Source organism: Lacipirellulaceae bacterium (assembly GCA_040218535.1).
Taxonomy (GTDB): domain Bacteria; phylum Planctomycetota; class Planctomycetia; order Pirellulales; family Lacipirellulaceae; genus Adhaeretor.
Map to the genome: position 1 here is coordinate 1,383,691 of JAVJRG010000005.1, position 26,320 is coordinate 1,410,010.

General features: G+C 54.9%; 21 protein-coding genes. 5 read left to right on the forward strand and 16 right to left on the reverse strand.

What is annotated here, in order from left to right; all coding sequences use genetic code 11:
- Positions 1–10: 10 nt before the first annotated feature.
- The 9 genes from RIB44_05895 to RIB44_05935 all read right to left on the reverse strand — a co-directional run bounded on the left by RIB44_05895 (position 11) and on the right by RIB44_05935 (position 8,873).
- Entirely contained in the window at positions 11–994 is a 984-nt protein-coding gene (locus RIB44_05895; protein ID MEQ8616107.1) for a DUF1559 domain-containing protein, read from the reverse strand.
- Between the two features lie 253 nt (positions 995–1,247).
- Positions 1,248–1,457, reverse strand: coding sequence for a (Na+)-NQR maturation NqrM (nqrM, locus tag RIB44_05900; protein ID MEQ8616108.1), 210 nt, complete (start codon positions 1,455–1,457; stop codon positions 1,248–1,250).
- Between the two features lie 8 nt (positions 1,458–1,465).
- On the reverse strand, positions 1,466–2,425 hold the full coding sequence (locus RIB44_05905) for an FAD:protein FMN transferase (GenBank protein MEQ8616109.1): 960 nt from the start codon (positions 2,423–2,425) through the stop codon (positions 1,466–1,468).
- Between the two features lie 208 nt (positions 2,426–2,633).
- The gene (gene nqrF / locus RIB44_05910; GenBank protein ID MEQ8616110.1) at positions 2,634–3,857 is read right to left on the reverse strand and encodes an NADH:ubiquinone reductase (Na(+)-transporting) subunit F; all 1,224 of its coding nucleotides are present in this window, start codon (positions 3,855–3,857) and stop codon (positions 2,634–2,636) included.
- 110 nt (positions 3,858–3,967) lie between these two features.
- On the reverse strand, positions 3,968–4,576 hold the full coding sequence (nqrE, locus tag RIB44_05915) for an NADH:ubiquinone reductase (Na(+)-transporting) subunit E (protein ID MEQ8616111.1): 609 nt from the start codon (positions 4,574–4,576) through the stop codon (positions 3,968–3,970).
- Between the two features lie 62 nt (positions 4,577–4,638).
- Entirely contained in the window at positions 4,639–5,274 is a 636-nt protein-coding gene (locus RIB44_05920) for an NADH:ubiquinone reductase (Na(+)-transporting) subunit D (protein ID MEQ8616112.1), read from the reverse strand.
- Entirely contained in the window at positions 5,267–6,145 is an 879-nt protein-coding gene (locus RIB44_05925; GenBank protein MEQ8616113.1) for a Na(+)-translocating NADH-quinone reductase subunit C, read from the reverse strand. Before RIB44_05925 ends, RIB44_05920 begins: the two co-directional genes overlap by 8 nt.
- The gene (locus RIB44_05930; GenBank protein MEQ8616114.1) at positions 6,135–7,409 is read right to left on the reverse strand and encodes an NADH:ubiquinone reductase (Na(+)-transporting) subunit B; all 1,275 of its coding nucleotides are present in this window, start codon (positions 7,407–7,409) and stop codon (positions 6,135–6,137) included. The genes RIB44_05925 and RIB44_05930 overlap by 11 nt, the downstream gene beginning before the upstream one ends.
- A gap of 81 nt (positions 7,410–7,490) precedes the next feature.
- Entirely contained in the window at positions 7,491–8,873 is a 1,383-nt protein-coding gene (locus RIB44_05935; GenBank protein ID MEQ8616115.1) for a Na(+)-translocating NADH-quinone reductase subunit A, read from the reverse strand.
- A gap of 473 nt (positions 8,874–9,346) precedes the next feature.
- Between RIB44_05935 and sucC the strand changes: the two genes are divergently transcribed.
- Both sucC and sucD read left to right on the forward strand, forming a co-directional pair.
- Positions 9,347–10,537, forward strand: coding sequence for an ADP-forming succinate--CoA ligase subunit beta (sucC, locus tag RIB44_05940; protein MEQ8616116.1), 1,191 nt, complete (start codon positions 9,347–9,349; stop codon positions 10,535–10,537).
- 137 nt (positions 10,538–10,674) lie between these two features.
- Positions 10,675–11,559, forward strand: coding sequence for a succinate--CoA ligase subunit alpha (gene sucD / locus RIB44_05945; protein ID MEQ8616117.1), 885 nt, complete (start codon positions 10,675–10,677; stop codon positions 11,557–11,559).
- Positions 11,560–11,603: 44 nt separating this feature from the next.
- On the opposite strand, the gene RIB44_05950 is transcribed toward sucD, so the two are convergent.
- The 3 genes from RIB44_05950 to RIB44_05960 all read right to left on the reverse strand — a co-directional run bounded on the left by RIB44_05950 (position 11,604) and on the right by RIB44_05960 (position 13,280).
- Positions 11,604–11,963, reverse strand: coding sequence for a hypothetical protein (locus RIB44_05950; GenBank protein ID MEQ8616118.1), 360 nt, complete (start codon positions 11,961–11,963; stop codon positions 11,604–11,606).
- Between the two features lie 23 nt (positions 11,964–11,986).
- Positions 11,987–12,667 (reverse strand): alpha/beta hydrolase, encoded by a 681-nt coding sequence (locus tag RIB44_05955; GenBank protein ID MEQ8616119.1) that lies wholly within the window; start codon positions 12,665–12,667, stop codon positions 11,987–11,989.
- Positions 12,668–13,076: 409 nt separating this feature from the next.
- Entirely contained in the window at positions 13,077–13,280 is a 204-nt protein-coding gene (locus RIB44_05960; protein MEQ8616120.1) for a hypothetical protein, read from the reverse strand.
- Positions 13,281–13,481: 201 nt separating this feature from the next.
- On the opposite strand from RIB44_05960, the gene RIB44_05965 reads away from it, so the two are divergent.
- Positions 13,482–17,174 carry a hypothetical protein gene (locus RIB44_05965; protein MEQ8616121.1) on the forward strand — a complete coding sequence of 1,231 codons (3,693 nt, stop codon included), beginning with the start codon at positions 13,482–13,484 and terminating at the stop codon, positions 17,172–17,174.
- 101 nt (positions 17,175–17,275) lie between these two features.
- Here RIB44_05965 and RIB44_05970 read toward each other — a convergent pair whose 3' ends face one another.
- Together RIB44_05970 and RIB44_05975 are read right to left on the reverse strand one after the other, a co-directional pair.
- The gene (locus RIB44_05970) at positions 17,276–18,472 is read right to left on the reverse strand and encodes a DUF6268 family outer membrane beta-barrel protein (protein MEQ8616122.1); all 1,197 of its coding nucleotides are present in this window, start codon (positions 18,470–18,472) and stop codon (positions 17,276–17,278) included.
- A gap of 112 nt (positions 18,473–18,584) precedes the next feature.
- Positions 18,585–19,772 carry a hypothetical protein gene (locus RIB44_05975; GenBank protein ID MEQ8616123.1) on the reverse strand — a complete coding sequence of 396 codons (1,188 nt, stop codon included), beginning with the start codon at positions 19,770–19,772 and terminating at the stop codon, positions 18,585–18,587.
- 244 nt (positions 19,773–20,016) lie between these two features.
- Between RIB44_05975 and RIB44_05980 the strand changes: the two genes are divergently transcribed.
- Positions 20,017–21,636 carry a hypothetical protein gene (locus tag RIB44_05980; GenBank protein ID MEQ8616124.1) on the forward strand — a complete coding sequence of 540 codons (1,620 nt, stop codon included), beginning with the start codon at positions 20,017–20,019 and terminating at the stop codon, positions 21,634–21,636.
- Here RIB44_05980 and RIB44_05985 read toward each other — a convergent pair.
- Positions 21,633–22,817, reverse strand: a complete 1,185-nt coding sequence (locus RIB44_05985; protein ID MEQ8616125.1) for a hypothetical protein — start codon at positions 22,815–22,817, stop codon at positions 21,633–21,635. The genes RIB44_05980 and RIB44_05985 overlap by 4 nt on opposite strands.
- A 120-nt stretch (positions 22,818–22,937) precedes the next feature.
- Complete coding sequence (locus tag RIB44_05990) at positions 22,938–25,232, reverse strand: UvrD-helicase domain-containing protein (GenBank protein ID MEQ8616126.1); 2,295 nt, start codon at positions 25,230–25,232, stop codon at positions 22,938–22,940.
- Positions 25,233–25,609: 377 nt separating this feature from the next.
- Here RIB44_05990 and RIB44_05995 point away from each other — a divergent pair, with 377 nt between their 5' ends.
- Positions 25,610–25,882, forward strand: a complete 273-nt coding sequence (locus RIB44_05995; GenBank protein ID MEQ8616127.1) for a DNA-directed RNA polymerase subunit alpha C-terminal domain-containing protein — start codon at positions 25,610–25,612, stop codon at positions 25,880–25,882.
- The last annotated feature ends 438 nt before the right edge of the window (positions 25,883–26,320 follow it).

The window sequence follows — 26,320 nt, forward strand, 5'->3', positions numbered from 1 at the left end:
CCGCAATAAATCACTGCTGCAAGACTTCCGCACCTGCCACGGTACTCAGCGCCCCCAGCCAGAGCCACTCGTCGTCGATACGAATGTCCTCAACATTCCCGGGGTTCACTCCTGACGCTGAGCTACGGCTCGTCGAAGAGAGCGCTTCGGCATGCCCATCGAGAAAGACGAACAACGTAACACCGGGGTGCAAACTGCCGAAGACTTCGTTGTCGTCATCGTCAGGACCAGTCGCCAAGCCGTCCTCAGTCCCCCGCATCACGGTCTTCAAATTGTCGGAGGCCAGGAAGCAAGTGTCACCCTGGCGTGCATGGATTCGGCCGGTTTCCCAATCCGACCGCGGCGGTGGGATGTGGCGTTCGCCGATGGCCAAAGTGTTTGAAAGGCCATCAGTCACTTGGCGTGCAGCGATTCGTGAGCCGCTGAAGATAGGTCCCGCAAGAGTGAGGTTGAGCCCCCCGTTGGCGAAGTCATTGTCCTCCATGCCCATGTCTTCCTCGAAGCCAGCGTTGGCCGCGTAGTCCCCGAGCACGGCGGATGCGAGCAGGAGCGAGGGAGTGTCATCGTTGTCAAAGTCACGATCAGCCGCCGCAGGCCGACGGGTTGGGCAAGCGTAAACGGGAATAGGCGTTCGCATGGCTGCGGCGTTCGCAGCGGAGTCAACTCGCTCGCTCGGCACATAAGCGTCGTGTATTGCTTGTTGCTCAAGGTAAGGGAGAAGCGAATGTGCCCAAGAGACTCCAAATTGATCCGTGCGATTTCTTCCGCTGGGAAATCTCCCCTTGGCACTTTCATAATTCTGGATCGCTAGACCGATCTCGCGAAGCTGCGACATGCATTGTGAACGGCGGGAAGCTTCGCGGGCAGCTTGAACGGCAGGGAGCAACAAACCGACGAGTGCACCAATGATTGCGATGACAACGAGTAGTTCGACTAATGTGAAACCGAGGCGGGAGGAAGATCGCTCGCTACGTTGTACGAGAGGGGCACTCATGGATGGCAACCAAAACGGAGGGAGGGAATGGAGAGGCTTTTAGGCGGGTTTATCATTATACCCGAATCCGCCGCCGGATAGTAACGATGGCCATGACTAGGCTTATGAGAACCATTTCACGAAGCAGAAAAGCACGAATGTAAACAAAGAAAACAGGATGAGATGCGTGAGGCATCCCAGTGATTCCCATTTTCCGCCAGGGTCGCCTAAGCCGAATCCGCCAATTTCAGGGTCTCCCAACATGGTCGTCTCTTCACCCTTGAGATTCCTCAAGTGGCTCCCCTGCACAATCAGGGCTCGGGTCCGTGCACGCATCACAGATGGTACGCCCTTGGGAATCCTTCATGTTGGCCAACCCACCGCAGCTCCCCGTGATGCGACGGTTGCTGACGATCACACCAATGGCCATTGCCGCCACGGCTACAAGAAACACGATCACAGCGATGACGAGTGTCCAAAACATTCGTGAATTCAATTCTGTACTGATGAGGTTGTAGAAGCTTGACGTGGCCGACGAGGGTTCAGTTTCTCGAATAACGGCGTTGCTCGCTCGCTGATCGCACCCTTCGAATCAGTTGTCTGGAACAACGCGGCAGTGTCGTGCTCTTCACACCAGAGGTAGCCCTCGTTTTCACCCATCACGACCAGCGCAGTGGCCAACGCGTCCGCTTCTAGACAAGTCTCGGCAACGACCGTGACGGCGACGCCCCGATAAGGGAGCGGTCGTCCGGTCCGCGGATCGAGGATGTGAGTATAAGCGTTCTCGCCGGTGCCACGAAAGTTGCGATAGTCCCCCGAGGAAGCCAGGGCGAGATCCTTCAACGGAACGATCCAGGAGAGTTCACGCCTGGCTTGCTGCGGGCTTTCGACCCCAATTCGCCAATCCGCCTCTGCGGATTTCGTTCCCAAGGTTCGCACTTCGCCGCCGATCTCAACCATGAAGTTCTCTAGGCTAAGTTGAGTGAGAACTTCGCAGACCCGATCCACGCCGTACCCTTTGGCAATTGCCGAGAGGTCGATCTCAAGTTCTGGGATCTTCTTGCTTAACGTAGTAGGGGATGTCGTCACAGTGACTTTCTCAATGCCCGTCATCGCTCGCGTCTTCGCAATCTCTTGATCAGAAAGTTCTAAAGCGGAAGACCGAGGATCATTCAGCTTCCATAGTCGGACTAGCGGACCGACGGTCACATCCAGGGCTCCCCTAGTTTTCTCGTGAATAGCTACCGCCTGCTGAACAACATACGCGGTGGCTGGTGAAACTTCCTGCGGCTCCAGCGAATGACTGTTGTTGAACTGAGAAAGCTCCGAGTCCGGCAAGTAAGTCGACATCTGGTTGTTCACTTCAGCCAGCGCTTCCTCGACTTGCTGTCGCACCTCCCTTTCCGAGATTTCAATCGGCCCTCGGTATTTCACGCTGTATGTGGTCCCCATCGTCTGACCACGGAGCGTCACTGTTTGAGATTCCGCCGACTTAATAGCCGAAGCAGAAGTCACCTCGGTACGGGAGCAGCCCAGAGCTAGAACTAGAGCGGCGTACAGAACCAAATATCGTGAACGGTTCACAGCATCCCCGGCGACCGGTTCGGTCGCGGCTATCAAGAAGGGAATCACACACCGCTTGCGCCCGACGCAGTAAGCGTTAGCCGCCGAAGTCGTCGTACGCGATGTTCTCTTTTTCAACGCCAAGATCATCCAGCATCTTGAACACGGCAGCGTTCATCATCGGCGGGCCGCAGATGTAGTACTCGATATCTTCAGGAGCCGGGTGCTTGCTGAGGTACTCGTCGTGCAGCACTTGGTGGATAAAGCCGGTGTAGCCATCCCAGTTGTCTTCGGGCTGCGGTTCGGAGAGCGCGATGTTGAACTTGAAGTTCGGGAAGTCCTTCTCAATCGCACGGAAATCCTCGATGTAAAACAATTCACGCAAACTACGACCGCCGTACCAGTAAGTCACCTTGCGATCCGTCTTTAGGTTGCGGAACAACTCGAAGATGTGACTCCGCAGCGGAGCCATGCCGGCACCGCCACCGATGTAGACCATTTCAGAGTCTGTGTCCTTTATGAAGAACTCGCCGTAAGGCCCTGAGATCGTGACTTCATCGCCCGGTTTCAGGCTAAAAATGTAGGAAGACATCTTGCCCGGAGGTGTGCCTTCAGGCGCGCGAGGCGGCGGGCTGGCCACCCGAACGTTGAGCATGATGATGCCCTTCTCGCCAGGGTAGTTTGCCATCGAATAAGCCCGTACCACTTCAGCGTCAACCTTCGAGACGTACTGCCAGATGTTGTACTTATCCCAGTCGGGATGGTACTCCTCTTCAATATCGAAGTCCTTGTAGTGGACCTCGTGCGGCGGGCACTCGATTTGGATGTAGCCGCCCGCCTTGAAGTTGACGTCCTCGCCCTCGGGCAATTCAAGAACGAACTCTTTGATAAAGGTCGCCACGTTTTCGTTTGACTTGACCTTGCACTTCCACTTCTTGGTTTCAAATGCTTCGGGCGGAACCTCGACCTTCATGTCCTGCTTGACGGCAACCTGGCAGGAGAGCCGACAGCCTTCGCGTGCTTCTTTGTTGCTGATGTGTGCCTTCTCAGTGGGAAGGATATCACCACCCCCTTCGTGAATCTTGACTTCACACTGGGCACAAGTGCCACCGCCGCCGCACGCCGAAGAGACGAAGATCCCTGCGTCCGACAGAGCCCCCAGAAGCTTACCGCCGGCAGGCACCTGAATGGTCTTCTGCTCGTTGATCTCAATCGAGACATCACCGCTCGCCACAAGCTGCGACTTCGCGGCCAGAATCACGCCGACCAACGCAAGCACCACGAGGGTGAACATTCCAACGCCTAACAGTACTTCCAGCATGGTTACCTAACCCATCTCGCAATTAAGTCTCACACAGAGGCGCGGAGTTTGCAGAGAGCTTTGTTTCTGTGAACTCTGCGATCTCCGCGTCTCTGCGTGAAAACAAGTTTCTACATTCCGCCGAATGACATAAACGCAAGCGACATCAAACCAACCGTCATGAAGGTAATCCCTAAACCCTTCAGCCCATCGGGGACATCGCTGTATTTCATTTTCTCGCGAATGCCGGCTAGTGCGGCGATCGCGAGTGCCCAACCGAAGCCGCTGCCAAATCCAAAGACGCAGCTCTCAACGAAATCGTAATCACGTTCTTTCATGAAGAGCGATCCGCCAAGGATGGCGCAATTTACGGTAATCAATGGGAGAAAGATGCCCAGCTGGTTGTAGAGTGAAGGGAAATAGCGATCGAGGGCCATCTCGAGGATTTGCACCATCGCGGCAATCGTCCCAATGAAGCTAATCAGCGACAGGAACTCCAGATCGACTTCGGCGAACTGTGAACCCATCCAAGCGAGCGATCCCTTCTTCAAGAGATGCTGGTAGATGAGGTTGTTGGCCGGAATCGTGACGAACATCACAAGAATTACGGCAAGACCCAAGCCGAGGGCCGTCTTCACTGATTTTGAAACCGCTAGGAACGTACACATTCCCAAGAAGTAGGCTAGCGCCATATTCTCAACGAAAACGGACTTCAAAAAGATACTGAGGTAGTGATCCATGAGATTGAGTTTTCAGTTGCCAGTGTTCAGTTTTCAGCACTCGCGACTTGTCGCTTAGCCGTCTAGTGTCCTTCTTCCACTTGATCCGTCTTAAACGTCCTCAGCACCCAAATAAACCCACCGATGATGAAAAAGGCACTCGGTGGCAGAAGCATTAATCCGTTGGGGACGTACCAGCCACCCTCGGCTAGTGGTTTCAAAACGGTGATCCCCCAGAGCGTCCCTGAGCCGAACAGTTCGCGAAAGAATCCAACGACAATCAAGATGAAGCTGTACCCCAATGCATTGCCGATGCCATCTAGGGCGGAGATGTACGGCTCGTTCTTCATCGCAAAGGCCTCTGCGCGACCCATCACGATACAGTTCGTGATAATCAGTCCAACAAAGAGCGAGATCTCCTTAGCGATATCAAACGCGAACGCCTTCAGAAATATGTCGACGACAATCACTAGCGAGGCAATGATCGTCATCTGGACAATGATGCGGATGCTGCTCGGAATGTATTCACGAATGAGACTGACCGCGGCATTCGACAACCCGAGCACAACGGTTACCGAGAGTGCCATCGCCACGGAGGTCGAGAGCTTATTCGTCACCGCCAGAGCGGAACAAATGCCCAATACCTGTAACGCGATCGGGTTGTTGTTAAAGATCGGATCGAACAGGGCGTCTCTCGCCCCTGGAGTTTTATCAGCCATTGGTTTTCCCCGCCGTCGTGTTCGCAGGGGCTTCAGTTGTTGACTCTTCCCCGGATCGTAACGAGTCTAGGTATGGTCCGAACGCCTCTGGGCCGAGCCAGTAATGAATCATGTTCGTGACGCCGTTGGAGGTGATGGTTGCTCCAGAGAGCCCATCAACTTGGTAGGCAGCAGTTTCGCTAGTTTCGTCGACGGCACCTTTAATTACTGCAAGCTCTACCTCGCCGTCATCGTAGACGGACTTATCAACCCACTTCGCCTGCCAGTCGGGGTTCTGAATCTCAGCGCCGAGCCCAGGAGTTTCTCCATGCTCGTAGTAGGTGATACCATCGACCGTGTTGATGTTTTTTTCCAAAGCGATAAAGCCGTAAAGCGTCGACCAGAGACCCTTGCCGTAGATGGGGATAACGATTTGCTCGAGCTCGCCAGAGTCACCGACCACCTTGTAGACATAAGCGAACTTCTCGCGACGTTTCAGTCCGGCATCGTCGACATCTGCGGGAATTTTCACGCTTAGCTTGGGGTTTTTGGCAGCTTCGCGGGGGTCGTAGCCGGAGAGTTCTTCAAGTTGATCCTCAGAAACAGGCTTGCCGGTTTCCAAATCGACCAGTTCTTTTCGAATTCGACCACCTTCGGCGAACAGCTTATTAACGCTTTCGGGGTTAAGCTCTTCCTTCTCAAGAAGACCTGCTGCCAAGACGACATTCTTCTGCCGATCGAGCGTCTTATTCTCCTCAATCGTGTTTCGCAGACCCACCGCGGCACCGGCAACGACGACGGAGCAAACGACGCAAAGCACGGTAGCAACCATGATCGTGCCGGAGGTGCTATTCCACTTCTCCTTGTTGGAAGTTTTCTCTTCAGGTGGCATAGCGTGCCATCCTCCGCTTAATGTTCGCTTGAATGACGAAATAGTCGATCAACGGAGCCATGACATTCCCGAACAGGATGGCCAGAAATACACCTTCGGCATACGCTGGGTTGATTGAACGTATAAGAATCGTAACTACTCCGATGAGTCCTCCGTACCACCAACGACCGACTTCCGTCATCGAGGAAGATACCGGATCAGTTGCCATGAAAACGGTACCGAAGGCAAAACTCCCAATGACGAGGTGCCACCAGGGAGAAAGCGAAGTGACTGCGTACTCTGGGTTGCTGGAGAACGCCCAGAGAGTTCCTGACATCGCAGCAGCACCAACGACGCAGCCAGCCATAATTTTCCACGATCCGATACCGGTCAGAATTAGAATTGCCGCTCCAATGAGACACGCAAACGTCGAGGTTTCTCCCATGGAGCCTGGTATATAGCCCCAGAAGCAATCCCACCAGCTTAAGTCGGTCAGTGTCTCGACTGTAGGAATGACTCCACCAGCCGCGTCTTCTACCTTGTAAGTTCCCATTGCGCCCAGTGGAGTCGCACCCGTTACTCCGTCGGCTGCAGTCCAAACGCCGATTCCCAGTTCGTCAGTTCCGGGAGTTGGCACCCGCTTCACTCCAGACATATACGTAGGAAATGCGAAGTAAAGAAACGCGCGTGCGGTAAGAGCCGGATTCAAAAAGTTCTTTCCCGTCCCCCCAAAAATTTCCTTGCCAATCACCACACCAAACGCGATACCGAGCCCCGCCTGCCATAGTGGTGTCGTCGCCGGAAGTGTCAGCGGAAACAAAGCGCTGGTGACAAGAAATCCCTCGTTAATCTCGTGACCGCGTACAATACTGAAAATGCCTTCTAGGGTGCCTCCAACAGCAAGCGTTACAAGGTAGATGGGGGCAAAGAATAAAGCGCCATAGACGAAGTTGCTTAGAAAGCTTTCAGGGTCATGTTCGAGACCCAAAGTACTCATCACAGGCTCGCGCCAAGAATCGATTGGCTGAGCCTCACCTGCAATCGCGAGATTCGCCTGATAGCCAGTGTTGTGGCAAGCCATGAAAAAGCATGGCAAAAGGGCAACCACCACGATCGACATCATCCGCTTCAAATCCATTCCGTCACGGACGTGAGACGGCGATTTGGTCACATCCGCCGGCGTGTAGAGGAACGTATCAATCGCCTCGTAAGCCGGGTAGAAGCGTTCAAGCTTCCCCCCTTCGGCGAATGTCGGATGCAGTTTGTCGAGTAAGTTGCGAAGCACTTTGAGCTGTTGGCTATTAGCTATTGGCTACTAGCTTTCCTGATTAAAAGTTAAGTTGCCGACCGATTCCTAACGAGCACGCTACCCTTCATTCTCGATGACTGTCAGGTTTTCGCGAAGAATCGGCCCGTAATCGTACTTGCCCGGGCAGACAAAAGTACACAAGCTCAAGTCCTCTTCGGCCAATTCCAGTGCACCAAGTTGCTGAGCCGACTCGATATCCTGAACGATCAGCGACTTGAGCAATGGGGTTGCAATCAAATCCAAGGGCATCACTTGCTCGTACATGCCGATGGGAACAATCGCACGACGGCTTCCGCCCGTGTTGGTAGTAAAGTTGAATCGCTTCCCCTCACCGCCGGTCCAAGCAGACTTGAAGATCTTGCGGATAGAGAACTTCTCATCGCCGGGGAGCATCCACCCGATGAGCTCTCGATGGTTGCCTTCGGCGAGAAGCGAGACCTGGTTCGCAAAGCGTCCGAGAAAATCAACCAGCGGCGTTGCTGCTCGGCCCGAAAGCACGGAGCCGGAGATGACGCGAGCCTCCTTATCGCCATCAAGAGCGACTTCGCCTGAGGTCAATTCACTTAGCGAAGCTCCCAAGCGAGTAGTCACGAGCCGAGGGTTCTTCGCCGCAGGCCCAGAGATCGCAACGGTCCGCTCGGTAAAGATCTTACCGTGTAAAAACAGGTGCCCGGCCGCGACGACGTCTTGGTAGCCGATGTGCCAGACTTCTTTATTCCGATCCACTGGGTCGAGCAGATGGATATGGGTCCCTACGAGACCCGCCGGGTGAGGGCCGTCAAAGGCCTGGAACTCAGCCGCGACCTTGCTTTCGCCGGGGATTTCCGAGCCTGCTCGACGGCAGACATAAGTTTTTCCATCGGTCAGGGCGCTTAGCGCTTCAATACCTGCAATGAACTCTGCTGGATACTTCGCCAGCATGATCGCCGGATCGGCTGCCAAGGGATTCGTATCGATCGCTGTGATGAACAGCGAATGCGGAATGCCGTCTAAAGAGGGCGTCTTGTTGTAAGGCCTGGTCCGCAGGGCCGGCCAAAGTCCGGCATTCACAAGCTGATCGCGGACTTTATCACGCTCTAGGCGTGCTAAATTATGGTCGGGAAAAGTTGGAAAGGTCTCTTCGTTGGTTTCAGAAGCACTGTCGCCTTCGAGCGCGATCACAAGCGATTCGAACTTCCGCTTCGCCCCACGGTTGACAGCAACGACCTTGCCAGCACCCGGCGAAGTGTAGAGGACACCGGGGTTCTTCTTGTCCTCAAAAACCACTTGCCCAAGCTTGACGGAATCTCCCTCCGCGACAGCCATCGTCGGCTTCATCCCGACGTAATCGTCGCCCAAGAGGGCCACTTTGGTGATGGCCGGCCCGTCTGAGATCGTCTGCACAGGTTCCCCGGCGATTGGCAGATCGAGCCCTTTTTCGATTCGCGTGACAGTCGTCATGACAACTCAGTGGGGCAGTTTTATAAGCGAAAACAAGCTGTTTCTAGTGATACAAGCCGAGAAATGGACGGTACTTAGGTACGCTACTCTCGACCTTGTGAATTTTTTCACAATCTGCATGGCAAGTCAAGAACCATTCTGTTGGGTGTGGGAGTCGGTTACCTAGCTGGCTCTTAGGGTAGGGAGAGCCAGCAACTGTGTGTGTGGGTTTCGCTAGATCTCAACGGTTTGACTTCCTGAGTGGTGGACAAGCTCGACTCTTCAAGCTTGCGGAGCCGATTTAAGCAGCTCACCACCCTGCCTCTCCGCGTGCTTTGCGACTCTGCGTGCACAAGTATTGTAGCGATACTAGGTCGCGGTGGGTCCTCTAGTGGTTTCGTAACTTCGCACTCTTGCCGTCCTTGGCGGTTCTAAACCGAGGCGCTATACTCCCCGTTCAACTTCACTAAGCGTGAATCACGGAAGCCAAATCGATGAAGATCCACGAATTTCAAGCCAAAGAGCTTTTCCGCAACGCAGGCATTGCCGTGCCCGCAGGCCATGTCGCGACTTCCCCTGATCAAGCAGCAGACGCTTTCACCAAGCTCAGCGGCGAGATTGCTGTCGTCAAAGCCCAGATCCATGCTGGCGGTCGCGGCAAGGGCACGATTAAGAGCAACCCCGACCAACGCGGTGTGCAACTCGTGAAAAGCGCTGAAGAGGCGGCTCGAGTTGCCGATGCGCTCCTCGGGAACGAGCTCGTCACCGTCCAGACGGGCCCTGCTGGAAAGACGGTAAAGCAAGTGTTCGTCGAGGCAGGCTGCGACATCGACCGCGAGTTGTACCTGGGCATCGTCGTCGACCGCGCCTCGGGCTTGCCTGTATTGATGTGCTCGCAAGAGGGTGGCGTGAATATTGAAGAGGTCGCTGAGAAGACCCCCGAGCTAATCTTCAAGGAGCCGTTCCATCCCGACGAAGGCTTGCAGGCCGAGCAGGTCGAGCGGCTTTGCGAGCAGCTCAACATCACCGGCGAGAGCGTCGCCAGCGCGAAAGACTTGATGACCAAGCTTTGCAAGCTGTTTGTCGATCTCGACTGCAGCATCGCGGAAATTAACCCTTTGGTTGTCACCAAAAGCGGCGAAGTGATGGCACTCGACGCCAAAATCAACTTCGACGACAACGCACTGTTCCGCCACAAAGAACTTCTTGAGCTTCGCGACCTCGACGAAGAAGACCCCGCCGAGGTACGGGCCGGCAAGGCAGGCCTCAGCTACGTGCAGCTTGAAGGCAACATCGGCTGCCTCGTCAACGGTGCTGGCTTGGCCATGAGTACGATGGACCTCATCAAACTCCACGGCGGAGAGCCTGCCAACTTCCTCGATGTCGGCGGCGGTGCCAAGACGGAACAGGTGACCGAGGCGTTTCGCATCTTGCTTGGCGATAAAAATGTGAAAGCTGTTCTGGTGAACATCTTCGGCGGCATCATGCAGTGCACGACGATCGCCAATGCGGTACTGGAAGCCTACAAGCAAGTCGGCTTTAACGTGCCGTTGGTTGTCCGCCTTGAAGGTACCGAAGTTGAAGAAGGTCGAAAAATTCTGGCGGAAAGTGACGTCGATATTATCACAGCAGAAGGTCTAACCGACGCAGCGGAGAAAGTTGTAGCCGCGGCAAATGCAGCGTGAGTTCGTAGTTCCGCCTTTAGGCGGCTGCAATGAATGAGCGTCTACACCCTCATTAAAGTTTACACCACACAGTAACTTTCCCCTGATGCTGCCGCATAAATGCGGAACTACGAACAGCCAACGAACAACGGATAACCATGAGCATCCTAATCAACAAAGACACCAAGCTTATCTGCCAAGGCATCACAGGTCGTGCTGGTGAGTTCCACTCAAAGAATTGCCTCGACTACGGCACGAAGCTCGTCGGCGGGGTCACGCCTGGCAAAGGTGGCCAAGAAGTCCTCGGTCTGCCAGTGTTCGACAGCGTAAAGGAAGCCGTTGAGAAAGAAGGCGCCGACGCGAGCATGATCTTCGTGCCGCCCGCTTTCACGGCTAGCGCGATTCTCGAAGCGGTCGATGCGGGGATTAAGGTCATCGCCGCGATCACCGAAGGCGTCCCCGTGCTCGACATGGTGCGCGTCTACGACAAGATCAAGGACCGCGACGATGTCCACCTGATCGGCCCCAACTGCCCAGGCATCATTACAGCCGACGAATGCAAGATGGGGATCATGCCCGGCTACATTCACAAGAAAGGCAAAGTCGGTGTAATGAGCCGCAGCGGCACGCTCACCTACGAAGCCGTTTGGCAGCTCACCAATTTGGGGCTTGGCCAAACTACCTGTGTCGGGCTTGGTGGCGATCCGATTGTTGGTACCTCGTTTATCGACTTGCTGAAGATGTTCCAAGAAGATGACGAAACCGAAGCGATCATGATGATGGGCGAAATCGGCGGCACAGCCGAAGAGGAAGCCGCCGCGTTCGTTAAAGAACACATCACCAAACCGGTCGCCGCCTTCATCGCCGGTCGCACCGCCCCTCCAGGCAAACGAATGGGCCACGCCGGGGCGATCATCTCCGGCGGCAAAGGCACCGCGGAAGAAAAGATTGCCGCGTTAGAAGATGCCGGCATTGAAGTCGCGCAGAGCCCAGCAGATATGGGTACGGCGACCGAGCGGGCGATCAAGCGGCATGCAAGCTAAGGTGCGATCAGATCGTACTAGCCAGAATCGTGACTTCGCTAGGCCTATCCCTTTCGCTTCTGCTTAAGTAGCAAGGCGATCCCCCCGCTAATCGCCCCTTTCGCGATTGATGCCGCCACGATCAATAGCAAGCAGAGGCTAAAGTAAGCTGGGATCAGCATCAGCTTGTTCGGCAGTTCGACCTGTTTGCCATCTAGTACGGCTTTCAAGGGTTCGCCATCATCGGTAGCGATCGCGGTAATGATGCCGGGTGGGTCGGCGGCGTTGATCGCAGTGCCGATCATGACGAGCACCCAGATCCCCACGCATACTCCAAAGATTAGTAGCGTGCTGCCGATCACGCCACGAATCATCGACCCGGTGTCGAAATCAGCAATCGGCTCATTGCGGTTCGGCTCGCGCATGGAATACCCTTTGGTCGGTTCGGCTAGTTGTGCGAATGCTTCTCAACTATAGCACGTAGAAAATCGTTTACCTCCTCGGGATGACTTAGCGTGATAACGTGTCGTGCGCTGGGGATGATTTCGTCGGGCTGCGTCAAGCCGACTGGAAAAACCCAATCACGCTTTCCGTGAATCTGATAGACAGGGCAGGGCACTTTTAGGGAGTTCTTCCACTGAAGAACTTTTCGCAGAGACCAACGCACGACTTGCGCATCGACCTTGATGAATTGCTTGGCAATAGCGCTCACCAACGGAGCCCAACTTCCCAGCATCGCCGCACCGCGGGACAGCAAGCGAAATGGAGCAAGCGGAACAAAGCGAATCGAACCAACCAACGGTCGAAACACTCGAACCCTTCTCGGGAGTTCTCCTGGGTCGCGAACGGTTGCTATCAGAACAACGCCGCGAGCATCAAGATGTTTCGCGCAGTGCTGAGCAACTATCCCACCAAACGAAATCCCCGCGAGTAGGCACGGCTCGCCGGTATCGATCTTCTGAGCGAATCGTTCACAGTAAGCCTCAAGCGTTTCATCATTCTCAGGAACTAGCCATTCAGGACAGCTCGCCTGTGGAAACGCCTCGAGCTGCGGCCGCACTATCTCCGCGTCGGCGGCAAGGCCAGAGAAAATGATCAAAGGTATCGGTTGAGAGTCATCTTTACTCAAGCGTCAATTTACCTCCCAAAATGCTGCTGGCTGAAAGCTAATAACCAAGGTGGCCAAGAATACTTGCTGTACCAGCTTACCAAGTCTCTAAAATGATACACGTTCGTCGGCAGCGTTGGTTAACGACAGCGGCGGGCGAAGAAAGTAGCCGGTGGCACATCTGAACAAAGCAGAAGACCTTCTTTAGCGGGATCGGCACTTCTACTTCCCGGGGATGTACCACCCAAGCGTGTAAGCGTGATCGCGAACGCGGTTAACCATTCTGACGAACGGTTGATGGCAGGAAGTAATCAGCTCTTCGAATGATGGACGTCCATCTTTGTTTTTTTTTGAATTTGATTGAACAACTAGCCGCCGAGCTTCGCCTCGGCTGGAGACGCAGGAGCGAAAGATTGAGATCCTAAAAAGACTAGCCCAGTGGTGGAACGACTATCTCGGCAATCATGAGCTCGAGCAAGCGATCCGAGACGAACTGCGTCGTGAAGGTTTTCGCCCGCATGCGATGAAGCTGTGCGATGTCAAACTGGTGGCAATCGAACGACCCGGCTGGGTACAGGTTTGGCGGTTTCGGGTTGAAACGAAGACTGTGGATGGACAACCCGTTACTTTGCATGGTTCCGCTCGTGACGATGGTCGCCGTGCAAGGAGCGAAGTTCTGCTTGCCACTTCAGTCGAACGTGTCGTACAGCAAATCGATGCTTGGAGCGAAGGACTTATTCAACGATGATCGCGGCGGATTGCGAAAGGAGAGCAATCCGCACAGAATGAAAGGCAACATTACGAATCGATCACCCTCAAAAAATCGACTCTCGACATGGCATATTCTCAAGATAGTGATCCCGAACCTCTTTTATGGGAGGTTTCGGAAACATCAGCCAATAGTCGAAAGCCAGCCGCGAAACAACGAGATTTCCTCTCAACTCCGCTTGGAATTGCCACGTTTATCACAACCAACGTGGTGATAGTGGCCGCCGTGGCATTCGTGATTTCGACACTTAGGGGCGGTGCGGTTGAGATTGCAGCAAGGGACTATCGCGAAATACAGCGTGAATCTGTTGAGGCATTCACGACTTTCGATCAAGCAGTGCCCGTCGAGGAACGCCTTTCTCCTGAACTCGCTGAAGAGTACTTCGCTATTGTTCAGTTTCTTCGTGAAGTCGAGAAAACCGCGCAGGACGAAGATGATGAGGCCTTTCAGGAGCTAGTCGATATCGACGGGCTCTTTCAAAGAATCTTGCTCACCGGCGCACTCGACAATTGGTCGAGGGAATCAGTTAGGCAGGGCAAACAGGCCGTGCAAGAGGGGGTAACAGTCGAACGGTGGTGGCAGCAAATCGTCGTTGCTGATGTGATTGAAGACCCGAGTGCTGACAATGCGCTGATTGTTTACGCCTATGGAATGGAAGAAGGCGAGACCTTGCTGGATGGGATTCATCAGAGATTTACATTGACTCGGGACGGCGACAGTTTCAAGCTGGCTGATTGGTTGCGCCTCGAGTTCGGGCTGAGCCAATCGCAAGAGTGGGCAGCGAAGGCTGGACTTGACGACGATCGAGGCGTGGATGGCTACGAGCGTTGGAGCAAACTGATCGTCCAGGCTGACGCAGAAATCGAGGGGGGAGATGAAGCCGCCGCCAAACGACTGATCCGCCTAGCTGAGAAGCAACCGATCACAACCGGATATCACGACTATCATTGGGTCCTCACGGCCTATCGTTGGCGAGCTTTGGGAGACGAGCAGGAAGCGAAGCGTTGCTATCTGAAAGTGCGCAACCCCGATCGCGTTCCGGCAGCCTATCAGGGGCTGGCTGATTGCGAACCACGTTACGCTTCGCAGCAGGCGGTCGATAATCTGCAGAAGATTGAAGACCTCATTGGGCCTTCTTACTTTTTGTCTCAGCAACTTGCCTACATGCACAGGGCCTTGGGAGATAAGGAGTACGCGGCCAAGCAGTGGAAGCAGATTCTGCGCTTCGATCCTGAAAACTTAAGTGCGTTGACTGGTCTCATGCAGCAGTTCCCGGCAGAGAGCAAGTCCGAGATAGCCACCTATCTTGAGCGAGCTGAGGATCCAGAGGGCTTGGGCACTCAGTTGGCGAGTAGTATGCGTTACCTCGACCAAGATAGCTTCGATTACTTGCTTGAATACTTGCAAGAGAATGCTCCGAATTCAGCAAGTACGCTAAGTGTACTGGCAATGTCTGCGGAAATGGAGGGCGATTTCAAAGAAGCTCGGCAGCAATACCTTTTGGCAATGCAAATGGAAAAAGACGAGGAGAAGCAACAGGACTTCGTGAATCGATTCTTGAGTGCCGCCACTGAGGCAGGTACGTTGGTGGAGGATTGGAACGAAGTCCCTAAACCCGAAGCGGCCTTCGAGTCTCTGACTTACGAATACGACGAAGGCATGGATACGTTCTCCAGGAATGAATTCGAGGCTATCGTTGAGAAGTTTCTTGAGCAGCGGCCGCAGGACTTGCGGGGCCTCTACTATGCTGCACAAAGCGCACTAAGAAAGGAGCAGTTTCGAGAAGCCATTGAGCTCCTTGAAAGCCCTCTCGATGGCTTTTCGATTGAAGAAGGTGTCGAGCAATCGGACGAATACGACGAAGAGTATGAGAGCAAAAAGTCACTCTTGGAATTGTTTGCTCAGGCAATTCACGAAACTATGACTCTTGAGGTGGCCTACCAGCAGCTTCGCTCGAGATCGGCTCCGCTGTCGATGATTGCTTCCCCGCTGATTGAAAGTCGAGAGTGGGAAAAGGTTGATCAACTTGTCTCACTTCACCGCAAGCGCGATCCCTCTGACAAGGAGATTGAAAAGGTATTGGCCACAAAGGCCTACGCGCTTGAAGAATGGGACGCAGCTTGCAAGCATTTAAAGAATGTTCTAGCAAAGGAGGACGAAGACTCTTGGTGGTTGATGTTTCAGTATCGCGACAGTTGCATCAACTCAGGGCGTTGGCGAGAGTATTACGATGCGGAGGCGACTGACAAGCAATCAAGAGCCGACGTTTTTCGTGAACTGGCTTCCCAGTTGAGGCGCGAAAAGCGATGGGACGATTACGATGAGCTCATCCGTCTATTTCAAAGAGAGAGCTCGCCCTTTAGCCCTTCTAACCTTTACGAAGAGGCCGTCTACCATTGGGAGCGGAAAAACTACCAACGCTGCGCAGCAACGTGCAATCAACTGCTTAGCAAGGTCGATCACGGTGGCATCTTTGCTGAGGATACGCTCGATGAGTATGCTTTGCGCGAGATTCGTGACTACCGTTTGAGATCGCTGTTGAAAACGAAAAGGTACGAGAAAGCGCAGGAGCTAGCCGAACAGCTCAAGCGTGAACACGATGATGAAGTCTCAGTGGCTATCGTCGCGGCGGCGCAAGGCAATCATACCAATGCGGTACAGTTGGCGCTCGACGCATTGGAAGAGGACGATGGCTCGAACGCATACGAGTATTATCAAGATGAGTGCTTGGGCGATGTCTTTCTCTCGAAGGAATATAAGTTGCTGCACGAGAAGTCTCCTGCAGGCATACCTTACGTAGCAACGGAGAATGCCGCCGTCTTTTTCTTCCCTCAAAGGCCAGAGATTGACGGGAATAAGCTGGAGAGCTTGATTGAAGCGGTTGGTGATCCGCTCAAACTTCAGCTTCAGCTCTTGGGTCGCGAGCAACTGCTCAATCGCTTGCGGACCAACCCAGGCATGCGTTCGGGCTTAGCAACTCTAGCACGAAGAGAGAGGAAAGAGTACCGCTTGCCAGTGTTCGCCGAACTAGGAGATTGTGAGTCTGTTGATGGTCTCTTGACGCTTCCCTCTGGCGAAGAAGTGAAGGTTCATTACTTCCTTTTCGACGACTGCACTCTCTGGTTCGCAACGGGCGAGGGGCCGTTCTCGAAGCGTTGGTCCTGGCCTGAGGAAGAGAAATCCTCGACAAAAAACCTTAGCTGGATGGTGTTTGGCAGCACCAGTTGGACTGAATCCCAAAGCGACCGTGCCAGGCCAACCTTACGGTATCTCGCTTCGGAGCTGGCGGGAGAGTCGGCTAGGTATTTTGGCAAACTTAGCTACTGGTCGAACTCCCCGAACGCCATTTATCGCGCATCTCCCGAGTTGCTCGAAGCTTGGCAGCGTGACGAATCGCTGGCCCCTTTCGCGTCTCAGCGTATCCTCGTGAATCATGAGGAATCAGCAGGTCTGGTCCTCGCCCAACGTAATTTCCGCCATGCGCTACAAACGGTAGCGCGAGATTGGAGGAAATCTTCTGAAGCAGATTTGCGAGTACTCGTAAGGATCGGCGGTTCACGCTTTGCGGAGATTGGTTGGGCAAAAGTGGAAAAGGCTGAACTTAAGTACGGTGAGTGGCAGTTCACCGTAAAGTTTCTTGAAGCGTCGCAAACGATCAGCGCGATCAATACCGAACTCCCACTATTGATCCCGCAAGACGAGGTGAGAGCATTCCGCTGGGGTGACAACCAGCCCGTCCTCGCGCCTAGTACGTACTAGCATCAAAACAGCGAATCGTAATCTGAAGCGTAAGCCAGGAAGAAACTCAGTAAGTGTGACTCCCTGCACTCGAGTCGGGCTACGATCATGATGAACGGTTGCTAGTAACTCAAGCCGGCCCGCACAAACACGGTATCGTCGAGTTGCAACTCGGTAGCCGGTCGCTCGAATTCCAGCTCGCGATAGAACACGTAGCCGAACTCCAACCGATGGGAGATCCCGCCCAGCCGTTTGCGTTCCAAGCCAACTAGCAACCGGAGATCGTTATAGTTCACGGTATCGAGCATCCCTGTCGAGGGTCGAGTGATCGACCAGACGCCGCCACCGAATTCGCCGCCGATGTAGAGCCAACGCGCATCATTGGGAGTACTTCCTGCCAATTGCCAAGCAGCGCGAGGGCGTGGGAAAATGAGCTCGTACTTCGTTGCATCATCCGGCGTATAGATAACGCCGGCAGCCGGAAAGAGACTGTTGCCCGCACGGTTCAGATAAACCGCTCCGAAGATCCACTTCGCCGCAGGTGATGATTCGTAAACGGCAAGCAGCCGACCGTTAACGCGAGTGGCATCGCCAGAGTCTTGGTCGAAATCGCTGTAGTAACCAACGGACACCGCCGCATCCATCGCCCAAGGGCCGTCACCAAACTTGCGCAAGTGTCGAAACTCAGTAGCCACGTCGTAAACGCGGTTAGGCAAATCGTTGCTTGCGGCATTTTCGAAAAAGTGAATTCCGAACCGTGGAGTGATGAGTAGAGGACTTTGAATCGTCATGAACGGTATCCCCAAGACGACACTGGCATCAAAATCCGTAACACCAAGCGTGTCTGGCTCATCAGACAGCGTCGGTGCCCAGGTGCCAGTCATCCGGAACTTTTGAAACAGACCCTTGCGAACCCCTGGAGGTAATTGAGTTGCCTGGGGATCAACCAGCTCTTCGCCGTTGGGAATGGTCTGCGTATTCAAGGAAGCCGTGCGAATTGGACTGGTGTCGAGAGGCACCAATTCGTCGAGCATCACCACATCTTCCGTGGAGGAAACCGCCGTAGGAATCGTGACTGCAGAAGCAGGCGCGCCTTGTACCAAGTCGCCCCCATAAGAGTTGGCACTTGTGACCGGCTTCACCGGACTGCCAACCACCGGGGTTGCTTGGCGAAGCGTCCCGAACGTGGCCCCAGGAACCACCTTGGGGAGATAGCTGCCATCCCAACGAATGTTACGGTCATCTTCCTGAGCAAAAGAAGTTACCGCGAGGCAAAAAAATAAGCCGCAGATGAACGCCGATAAACGCAGATGATTCAAAACTAGAAACTCAACAGGTCAAGGAAAGTTCTAGCAGTGACGATACCGCTTTTGACGATTCGCAAACTAACATCTGTGGTATCTGTGTTCATCCGTGGCCAAAAAAGAAGCGTCAAAAGTCAACACCAGCCCGAACCATCACGGTATCGTCTAATTCGTACCGTGGCGGTGCGTTGGTGCCAGCGAAGAGAATCTCGCGCTCAAAAACGTAACCAACCTCAACGTGACCGCGCGCCTGGGTTTGTGTTTCCCATTCAAAGCCGAAGATGACGCGGATGTCGTTGATGTCGATGTCGTCCGCCATGCCGTTGGCTCGCTGCACAGTCCAGCGTCCACCGCCGTACTCACCAGCGAAGTAGTACCACCATTGGCTCGAACCGATATTCACGAATCGTTTTCGCACTTTAGGATTTGGAAAGACAAGGTACGCATCCCACTCGGAGTTCGGTCGCCAATGGATACCACCGGCGGGAAGGAGCTTGATATCGTTGCGGTCGAGATACCAAACGCCCGCAAGAAGATCCAAGTTGGGCGAAAAGGAAAGCACGCCCAAGCCGCGACCGAGATAGCGGACGGAGTCGCTGTTCACCTCGTCGAAGTCGGTCCACACGCCAGTTCGGAACCCAAGGTCGGCCGAAAGCCAATCAGTAAATCGCGGATGCCAGGCCGTATCGAGATAAGCATCGTAGATTCGCGGGGGCAGGTCGGCGGTTGGGGTGTTGGCGTCGACCGGGCCCTCCAGCCAGTTGAATGCGAAACCGGGGGTCACCAACAGCGGCGTATCTGGGTTGTAGAAAATGGGGATACCAAACGTGGCAGCAAGTTCCGTGCGGTTGATCTCCAGTTCCTCATCAACGTGCTCGCCAGCGAGCCAGGTATGCTCGAAGCTAATTTGTTGCAGGAAGCGTTGCAGTCGGGAAACGGTGCCATCGGAGTTTTGATAGTCGTAAGTGCCTGACTGCCAGGCCACTGGTGGATTGTTCCCGAGCAGCGTTCCCGATGCCTGTGGCTGAGCGGAATAGTCCACCGCCGGCCCAAAGGGATTGGCGTTCCCGCCGTAAGTTGTTGGCGGGCCGTAGTTGTAAGGAACGTCCGCAGGTGGTGCGCCTAACGACGAGTTGTTGTACGGATCGTAGGAAGGTAGCGAGGGTGCAGGAGTTGGCGGATTGTAGCCCCCAACCGAAGAGGGGAACTGGACGCGTTGGCCGAAGGCTGTCTCATCAATGATGAGAGAGATCGCGATCACGACCAACCACGGAAAGGCGGTCGCCGGCGAATAAGTTTTCGATATCCTGAGCACAACAGACCTCTTCCAACAAATTCGCAAACCAACTGCCCAAGGCGGGCTTGTATGACTGCTTGCAGCGGGAGCAGACAGATACCAAAACACGGTTTCCGGGGTCAAGATCGATCACTTTGGTCAATGCCTGGAAAACGCTGGGGGTAGTGGCCAAAACCCGTGCTAGCTACCACATCTGCCTTCGTGGTAGAATGCTGTCTAGTTGTGAGAGAATTCATTCAAGGCCAGCTAGTGAGGCAGTCTCATGAATCGTCCCATCGTCTTCGCCGCGTTGTTAATCGGAATCCTCTTGGGCACGGCGACCGTTGCGACGGCCAGTGACTTAGTAACGGTTGCCCTAAGTGACACTCCCGCCCCGGGGGACAACATTGGTGGCGACTTTTCCCTTTTCCAAACACCGTCGATCAATGCTCAGGGAAAGGTTGCTTTCTTCGCCGACACGCAGGCCGATACCCCTGAAATGACTGTGCGAAGTAACGGCCTCTGGTGGGGAGATGCCAATCAGCTCCAGCCGCTAGCCCAACGCGGCGATCAGCTGCCAGGGGCACCCGCGGGGACGACGACGACTTTCATCAACGATCCGTCAGTACCTCCGCCGTTGAACGATTCCAACCAAGTGGTGGTCTCAGGCGGTCTAACTAATGGACCTAACGGTCTATGGGTAGCCGGACCGCTTGGAACGACCCCGATTGCCATCTCAGGCGACGCTGCTCCCAGCGGGATGCCCGGTAACGTCTTTGAGAGAGTACCTCAGTTTTCGCGAGCGATGCCGCTCAACGAAAATGGCGATGCGGTTTTCTCTGCGAGTACTCGGCAGGACCGGCTTGCTCCATTGAAGTTAGGCTATTGGCTTTACGACGCGCCGCAGGGAGAACTCAATCTCCTAGCCGAAGACGACCAAGTCCTCGACTCGGGCGACATTCTAACGCTCAATCCGCGAGGCGTGACACCCGGTCTGCTAAACAATGCTGGTACAACGGTTTTCAATTCACGCCTGAACGACAACTTCAGCACCTCCGCGATCTTTGCGGCGAGCAAAGATTCATTGGAGGTCTTGGTAGGCCCCAACACGCCTGTTCCTCAGGTTGGCGTCGACGCCACCATTACCCCGTTCTCTCAGCCTGACGGCATCAATGGGCGTGGTGAGGTTATCTTTCGTGCGGGGATCGATGATCCGGACGATCGCAGATTTGGTGTCTGGATCGTAAGTGATGCGGGTGTTCATTCGGTTCTTCTCTCTGGAGATACCTTGCCAGGAGATACCAGCGGGCAAGTATTTAGTGGCTTTAGTTACGAAGCGGTGATTAACGACCAAGGGAAGGTGGCGTTCTATGGTTCACTGGCTGATCTCGACGGGCAGAACAGGCGTTCGGTGTTGATTGCTGGCCAGCCTGGGGACCTCGAGCTTGTTGCTTTCCAGGGGAGTGAGGCACCTGGAACCGGTAGTGTGTTCACGGGATTCTTCCGCAACACGCCGGCCATGAACGCCAAGGGGCAGTTGGCATTTACTACCGGCGTTCAAGATCAAACGAGTACTTTCGGATCGCTCTGGGCAACCGATCCCGAGGGGAACTTACAACTCATCGTCCAAGAGGGTGACCAGCTAGAGGTCGCACCGAGTGACTTTCGTGACGTGCAGCGAGTCATTTTCCACCGCGGAGCTAACAGCGGCGGTGCCGATGGTCGTGGCTCAGGGATTAACGATCTCGGACAGATCACTTTCGCGGCCACCTTCACCGATGGAACTCACGGTGTGTTCATCTCGAACGTCGTCGCCGTACCGGAACCGGGCGGGGCGAGTTTGCTGATCCTCATCGCTGGGTTGGGTCTTTTGAGAAGCCAGCGGTCCCGAAAGCCTTGTTAGGAGGTCGAGGACTTCGGCCCGCGGACGGTTGAATGCGGCCCATCCACGCGATGACGCTTCCCTGTGGTTCGGCGTCTTCGCAAGCGCCTTTGCCCGCGGCTACGCAGTGCGACGAGGCAGACTTCTTTGCCGTTGAACGCCAACTGCCGCAGTCGCACATCGCGGTAACCCCATGACTTCACTCGTTTGACGACTTCGGAGAGTTCTTCCGCGAGTTCCCAATTCGTTAGCTTCAGCGTGAGGATCATGCCGCGCACGGAACTGCTGGCGTGGGTGACGATCGCCTCGACGGCGTCCAATGTGTAGGCTGGGGTTGCGTTGATGTCGGAAAACAACCATTTCGAATTGCTGAATTCCTTGCGCTGGACATCGATCGCGCGTCTTTGCAGGTGGCGAAACGCAGGGTGTTTCAACACACTCTCTGCCACTTCTGCCGGATCAACGCCAACGACTTGCAAACCACTTTCCAGCAAACGCTGCGCGGCACCGCCGGGGGCACAGCCGATTTCGACGCACTTGTCGCCTCGTGAGATTGGCAGGGCGGACCATTCAAGTGACTCTGCCATTTTCAAATAGGCACGGCTCGCAGCATCGTCGGGGAGTTCAATGTCGGGGACTCCGCCGGGCCAGCAATCGGCGCGTTTGTCCGTCCGGTGACATCCGATCCACCACTCATTCGGCTCAACTAGGACAATGTCTAGTACCCAGCGGTTCCGCGGGCTCACAGTAGCTTGGGAATTAGCCTTTTCTCGAAGCGGTTCAACGGGCGTAGTTTCCCCGAGCAAGCATCGCACTTCCTCAGAGAGTGCGGTCACTCCGGGTTCGAATCCGCGCTTCCCCGGCGTCGCTGCATCTCTTTGCCAAACATGGATGTCGACTGGAGTTTGCGTGCGTAGGAACTCCTGCAGATCAGGCAACTCCCAAACCGCCTCCGCCGCAGCGCTTGCGGTTTCGCCGCTGACCTTGCCCAATGAAAACCCGCTTCCTCGCACGAAGGGAGAGCTTGGCAGGGCAGACTGCCAGTCGATGAGACCTTCGGGAAGCTTGAACGTAATGAAGCCAGGACGCGAAAAGGCAAGACGCAACTCAGGCTGTCTCTTAGTGACGTCGTTCTTGATGACGACCTCGGCACCGTACTGGCATGATGCGAAGACAAATTTTGGGAACCAACCGTTGCTCATGGCCTCATTGTAGCAGAAGTGATTTTCGATTCAGTCGCAAAGTTTGGCCACCCGTAAAACCACGCTCCGCGTGGTAGGCACTACGAACAGCGCACCACACGGAGTGTGGTGTTGCAGTATTTAGGCAGGATGTAGCGGACTATGAGCCAGCACAAACCGCTTCTCTCCCGCGGTCGCGAAACGAACCGTCGCGCGGCGGTTGTCTCCTGATCCACTCAGGGCAACGATTTTCCCAGGACCATACTCGGGGTGTTTGACCGTCATGCCTTGTTTGAACAAGTTCGGATCAGCCTTAGCGACTTGCTGTTTTTCTTTGCCAGCAAGTTGTGCCGCGGTGGTGACTTGGCTGGCGGCGACCTTCCAACGCGGCCGAGTCGAAGTTTCTTCTTCCGGCGGTTCAGCACTGCTCTGGTCAAATTCATCGAAGGAAGCGGAGCCCACATCCTCTTCGTCGAAGTCGTCCCAATCAGTTGGATATCCGAAGGAATCAGTTTGCGGTTCGACGAGCTCCATCTCTTCACGGGGCAGCTCCAGCAAGAACGGGCTGGGCACGGTACGGCGGCGTTGGCCGCGGAAGTCGCGATGGACGGCGTAGCTGAGTTGAAGCTGCTCTTCCGCACGCGTGATGCCGACGAACGCTAGGCGGCGTTCTTCCTCCATCTGATTCTCATCGTTGATGCTGCGCTCATGCGGCAGGAGCCCCTGTTCGACGGCCACTAGATAAACCACCGGGAACTCCAAACCCTTCGCGGCGTGTAGCGTCATCATCGTGACCTTATCCGTGTCGTCTTGCCAATCGTCGGTGTCGTTCACCAGCCAGGCGTTTTCCAGATACGTTTCCAACTGCCCGCCGCCGGGGTTCTTTTCATCGAACTGCCGCGCGTCGGTCAATAGTTCTTCGATGTTCGCCAGGCGGTTCATGTCCTCTTCGGATTCGCTTTCCTGCAGCGGTTCTCTATACTTTGTTTCTTCGAGGATCGTACCCAGGATTGCCTCCATTTCATCACCTGCGAGCTTGTTGAGGCGGTCGACAAGTTCGACGTAGGCGAGAGTCTTCTTGGCGGAGCGCGCTGCTAGCCCTTCGATCTGCATGGCTTCACGAGCGGCGTCAAGCAAAGGAAGCCCGTGGATGTAGGCGTACTCGGAGACAAGGTCCACAGTCTTACGGCCAATGCCACGGGTTGGCGTGTTGATGGTTCGTAAGACCGCCTGGTCGTCGCGTGGGTTGTTGATTAACTGGCAGTAGCCGAGAACGTCCTTGATTTCCTTGCGTTGATAGAACTCCAAGCCGCGAATCATTTGATAAGGAACCCCCGCATCGCGGAGGCCACGTTCCAACGAACGTGACAGCGCGTTCACGCGATAAAAAATAGCAAAGTCGCTGGCAGTTCGACTGCCCTCGGCAATCTGCTGCGCGATCGACTCAGCGATTTGCTGGGCTTCATCATCTTGGTTGGAGTATTGCACAAGCCGTACTGCCGAGCCTTCGTCCCGTTCAGTGAACAACGACTTCTGCTTCCGCTTGAGGTTGCAGCGAATCAGTTGGTCCGCCACGCGCAACACGTTCGGCGTGCTGCGGTAATTCTGTTCGAGCCGCACTACTTTGACGGTGGGAAAGTCGTTCTCGAACTGAAGGATGTTATTGATGTCGGCACCACGCCATCCGTAGATACTTTGGTCGGGGTCGCCTGTGGCAGCGAGGTTCGGGTGATCAACCGACAGCGCTCGGAGCATGACATACTGGGCGTGGTTGGTGTCCTGGTACTCGTCGACAAGCACGTAACGGAACCGCGCGTCGAGCGTCGCCCGCACTTCGCTGTTGGTGTAAAGCAAGTTTGCCAGATGCAAGAGCAAATCGTCGAAGTCGACCGCGCTGCTGGCGAGCAAGCGTTGCTGATACGCCGGGTACACTTCCGCAACGATGTGACTCAGCGGACTGCCGGTGCGTGGCTCATAGCGATCGGCGGTTACGAGTTTGTTCTTCGCATTGGAAATCGCCGCAGCAATGCGATCAGGCGAGTAGTGCATCGTACGGAACTTGCCGGCTTCGATCACACGTTTGAGCGTCTGTTTGGAATCGCTCGTGTCGTAGATCGTGAAGTTGGGGGTGAGACCGACCAGCTCCGCATACTCGCGCAGTAACCGCGCTCCGAAGCGATGAAACGTGCTGACCCACGTCCGCCCGCCCGGCACGAGTTCTTGCACGCGGTTCTTCATTTCCTCCGCTGCTTTGTTGGTGAACGTCAGCGCGAGAATCTGCGAAGCGGGAACCCCTTCGCGAATCAGGTGTGCGATGCGGTGCGTCACGACACGGGTCTTGCCACTGCCAGGGCCGGCGAGGACAAGCATGGGCCCATCGATATGCTGGACGGCTTCGCGCTGCGCGGGATTGAGGGGGTCGAGGAGTCGGTCCACGTCTGTCCTTACTAAATGAAACTATGTTCGACATTACCCTCCCTTTGGGAGGGTCGACGTCTCAGCGTCGGGGAGGGTGTGTAGCTGAGCCAATATTGTTGAGCAAATCTAGGCATCTCCCTCCCCGGCCGCTACCGCGTCCAACCCTCCTAAAGGGAGGGTGAAGCAGCCGACTAATTTTGCTTTTGCCCAACCTCAATCCTAAGCGTTACTGGCCACAGGCGGCAATGCTAGCACTTGTTGCCTCGGCACTCAAAAACTGTCTAGCCGTGGCATTTTTCTTGGTAATGCAAGCACAACTTTTGCTATATTGCTGGCTGTGGTGAGGAGGTCTCGCCCTTCGCTTTTCGTATCCAATGATGGGGAAGGAGTCCCGAATGACACGCATTCCGTTGAATCAAGCTGAGCTGGCTAATCAGGGCATGAAGGATCGCCTAGAGATGAGCACCGCCGAGATTGGCTTGGCCGTTCGCACGACCAACTGCCTTGAGGAAAAAGGCATCTTTACCGTCAGCGACTTGCTGCAAACCAAGCGGGAAGAGTTGCTAAGTATCTCGAACTTTGGTGAGAAGACGCTCGAAGAGGTCTACAAGGCGCTCGAACGGATTGGGTTTCATCGTCCTCAACCGGCGAAGCGCTATCCTCGGTAAGACAGCTCGGTAAGAGGTTGTCCCGGCTAAGCCGCAAGCGGCGTGTCTGACTTAAGTGTCTCGGCTGTCGCCCGCTTTCTTTCTTCGTTCGCGAACGAACTGCGCTCTCGGTTCGTAATGATTTTGCCTGCGATTGGTGCTTCCGGTGCTGTCATCGGGAAACATCCCGTCGAGCAATGTTGCGTTTTGGCAACATCTCGATTCAGGGCAAAGCCTTGTCCGGCTTATTGCGAGAAATTGCCTGCCGCGCACTTGCCGCAAGCTACATTACTTAGAAGCCTAGCCTTGGAGAGTGAATGGCCGCCGGGCGTAGTTCGCGACAGCCAGCACTGGGCATGATAGCTTCGCTTGTCGCTGAACTTTTCCCAGTTGTTAGAGTCTCTCTAAGCTGTATTTGCGGATAATCGAGTGCCTGACGCAAGAAAATGATTGCCAACA

Coding starts and splice junctions, on each gene's coding strand:
- RIB44_05895 (MEQ8616107.1), bottom strand. CDS start 994: ATGAGTGCCCCTCTCGTACAACGTAGCGAGCGATCTTCCTCCCGCCTC.
- nqrM (MEQ8616108.1), bottom strand. CDS start 1,457: ATGTTTTGGACACTCGTCATCGCTGTGATCGTGTTTCTTGTAGCCGTG.
- RIB44_05905 (MEQ8616109.1), bottom strand. CDS start 2,425: ATGGGGACCACATACAGCGTGAAATACCGAGGGCCGATTGAAATCTCG.
- nqrF (MEQ8616110.1), bottom strand. CDS start 3,857: ATGCTGGAAGTACTGTTAGGCGTTGGAATGTTCACCCTCGTGGTGCTT.
- nqrE (MEQ8616111.1), bottom strand. CDS start 4,576: ATGGATCACTACCTCAGTATCTTTTTGAAGTCCGTTTTCGTTGAGAAT.
- RIB44_05920 (MEQ8616112.1), bottom strand. CDS start 5,274: ATGGCTGATAAAACTCCAGGGGCGAGAGACGCCCTGTTCGATCCGATC.
- RIB44_05925 (MEQ8616113.1), bottom strand. CDS start 6,145: ATGCCACCTGAAGAGAAAACTTCCAACAAGGAGAAGTGGAATAGCACC.
- RIB44_05935 (MEQ8616115.1), bottom strand. CDS start 8,873: ATGACGACTGTCACGCGAATCGAAAAAGGGCTCGATCTGCCAATCGCC.
- sucC (MEQ8616116.1), top strand. CDS start 9,347: ATGAAGATCCACGAATTTCAAGCCAAAGAGCTTTTCCGCAACGCAGGC.
- sucD (MEQ8616117.1), top strand. CDS start 10,675: ATGAGCATCCTAATCAACAAAGACACCAAGCTTATCTGCCAAGGCATC.
- RIB44_05950 (MEQ8616118.1), bottom strand. CDS start 11,963: ATGCGCGAGCCGAACCGCAATGAGCCGATTGCTGATTTCGACACCGGG.
- RIB44_05960 (MEQ8616120.1), bottom strand. CDS start 13,280: ATGCAAAGTAACGGGTTGTCCATCCACAGTCTTCGTTTCAACCCGAAA.
- RIB44_05965 (MEQ8616121.1), top strand. CDS start 13,482: ATGGCATATTCTCAAGATAGTGATCCCGAACCTCTTTTATGGGAGGTT.
- RIB44_05980 (MEQ8616124.1), top strand. CDS start 20,017: ATGAATCGTCCCATCGTCTTCGCCGCGTTGTTAATCGGAATCCTCTTG.
- RIB44_05985 (MEQ8616125.1), bottom strand. CDS start 22,817: ATGAGCAACGGTTGGTTCCCAAAATTTGTCTTCGCATCATGCCAGTAC.
- RIB44_05995 (MEQ8616127.1), top strand. CDS start 25,610: ATGACACGCATTCCGTTGAATCAAGCTGAGCTGGCTAATCAGGGCATG.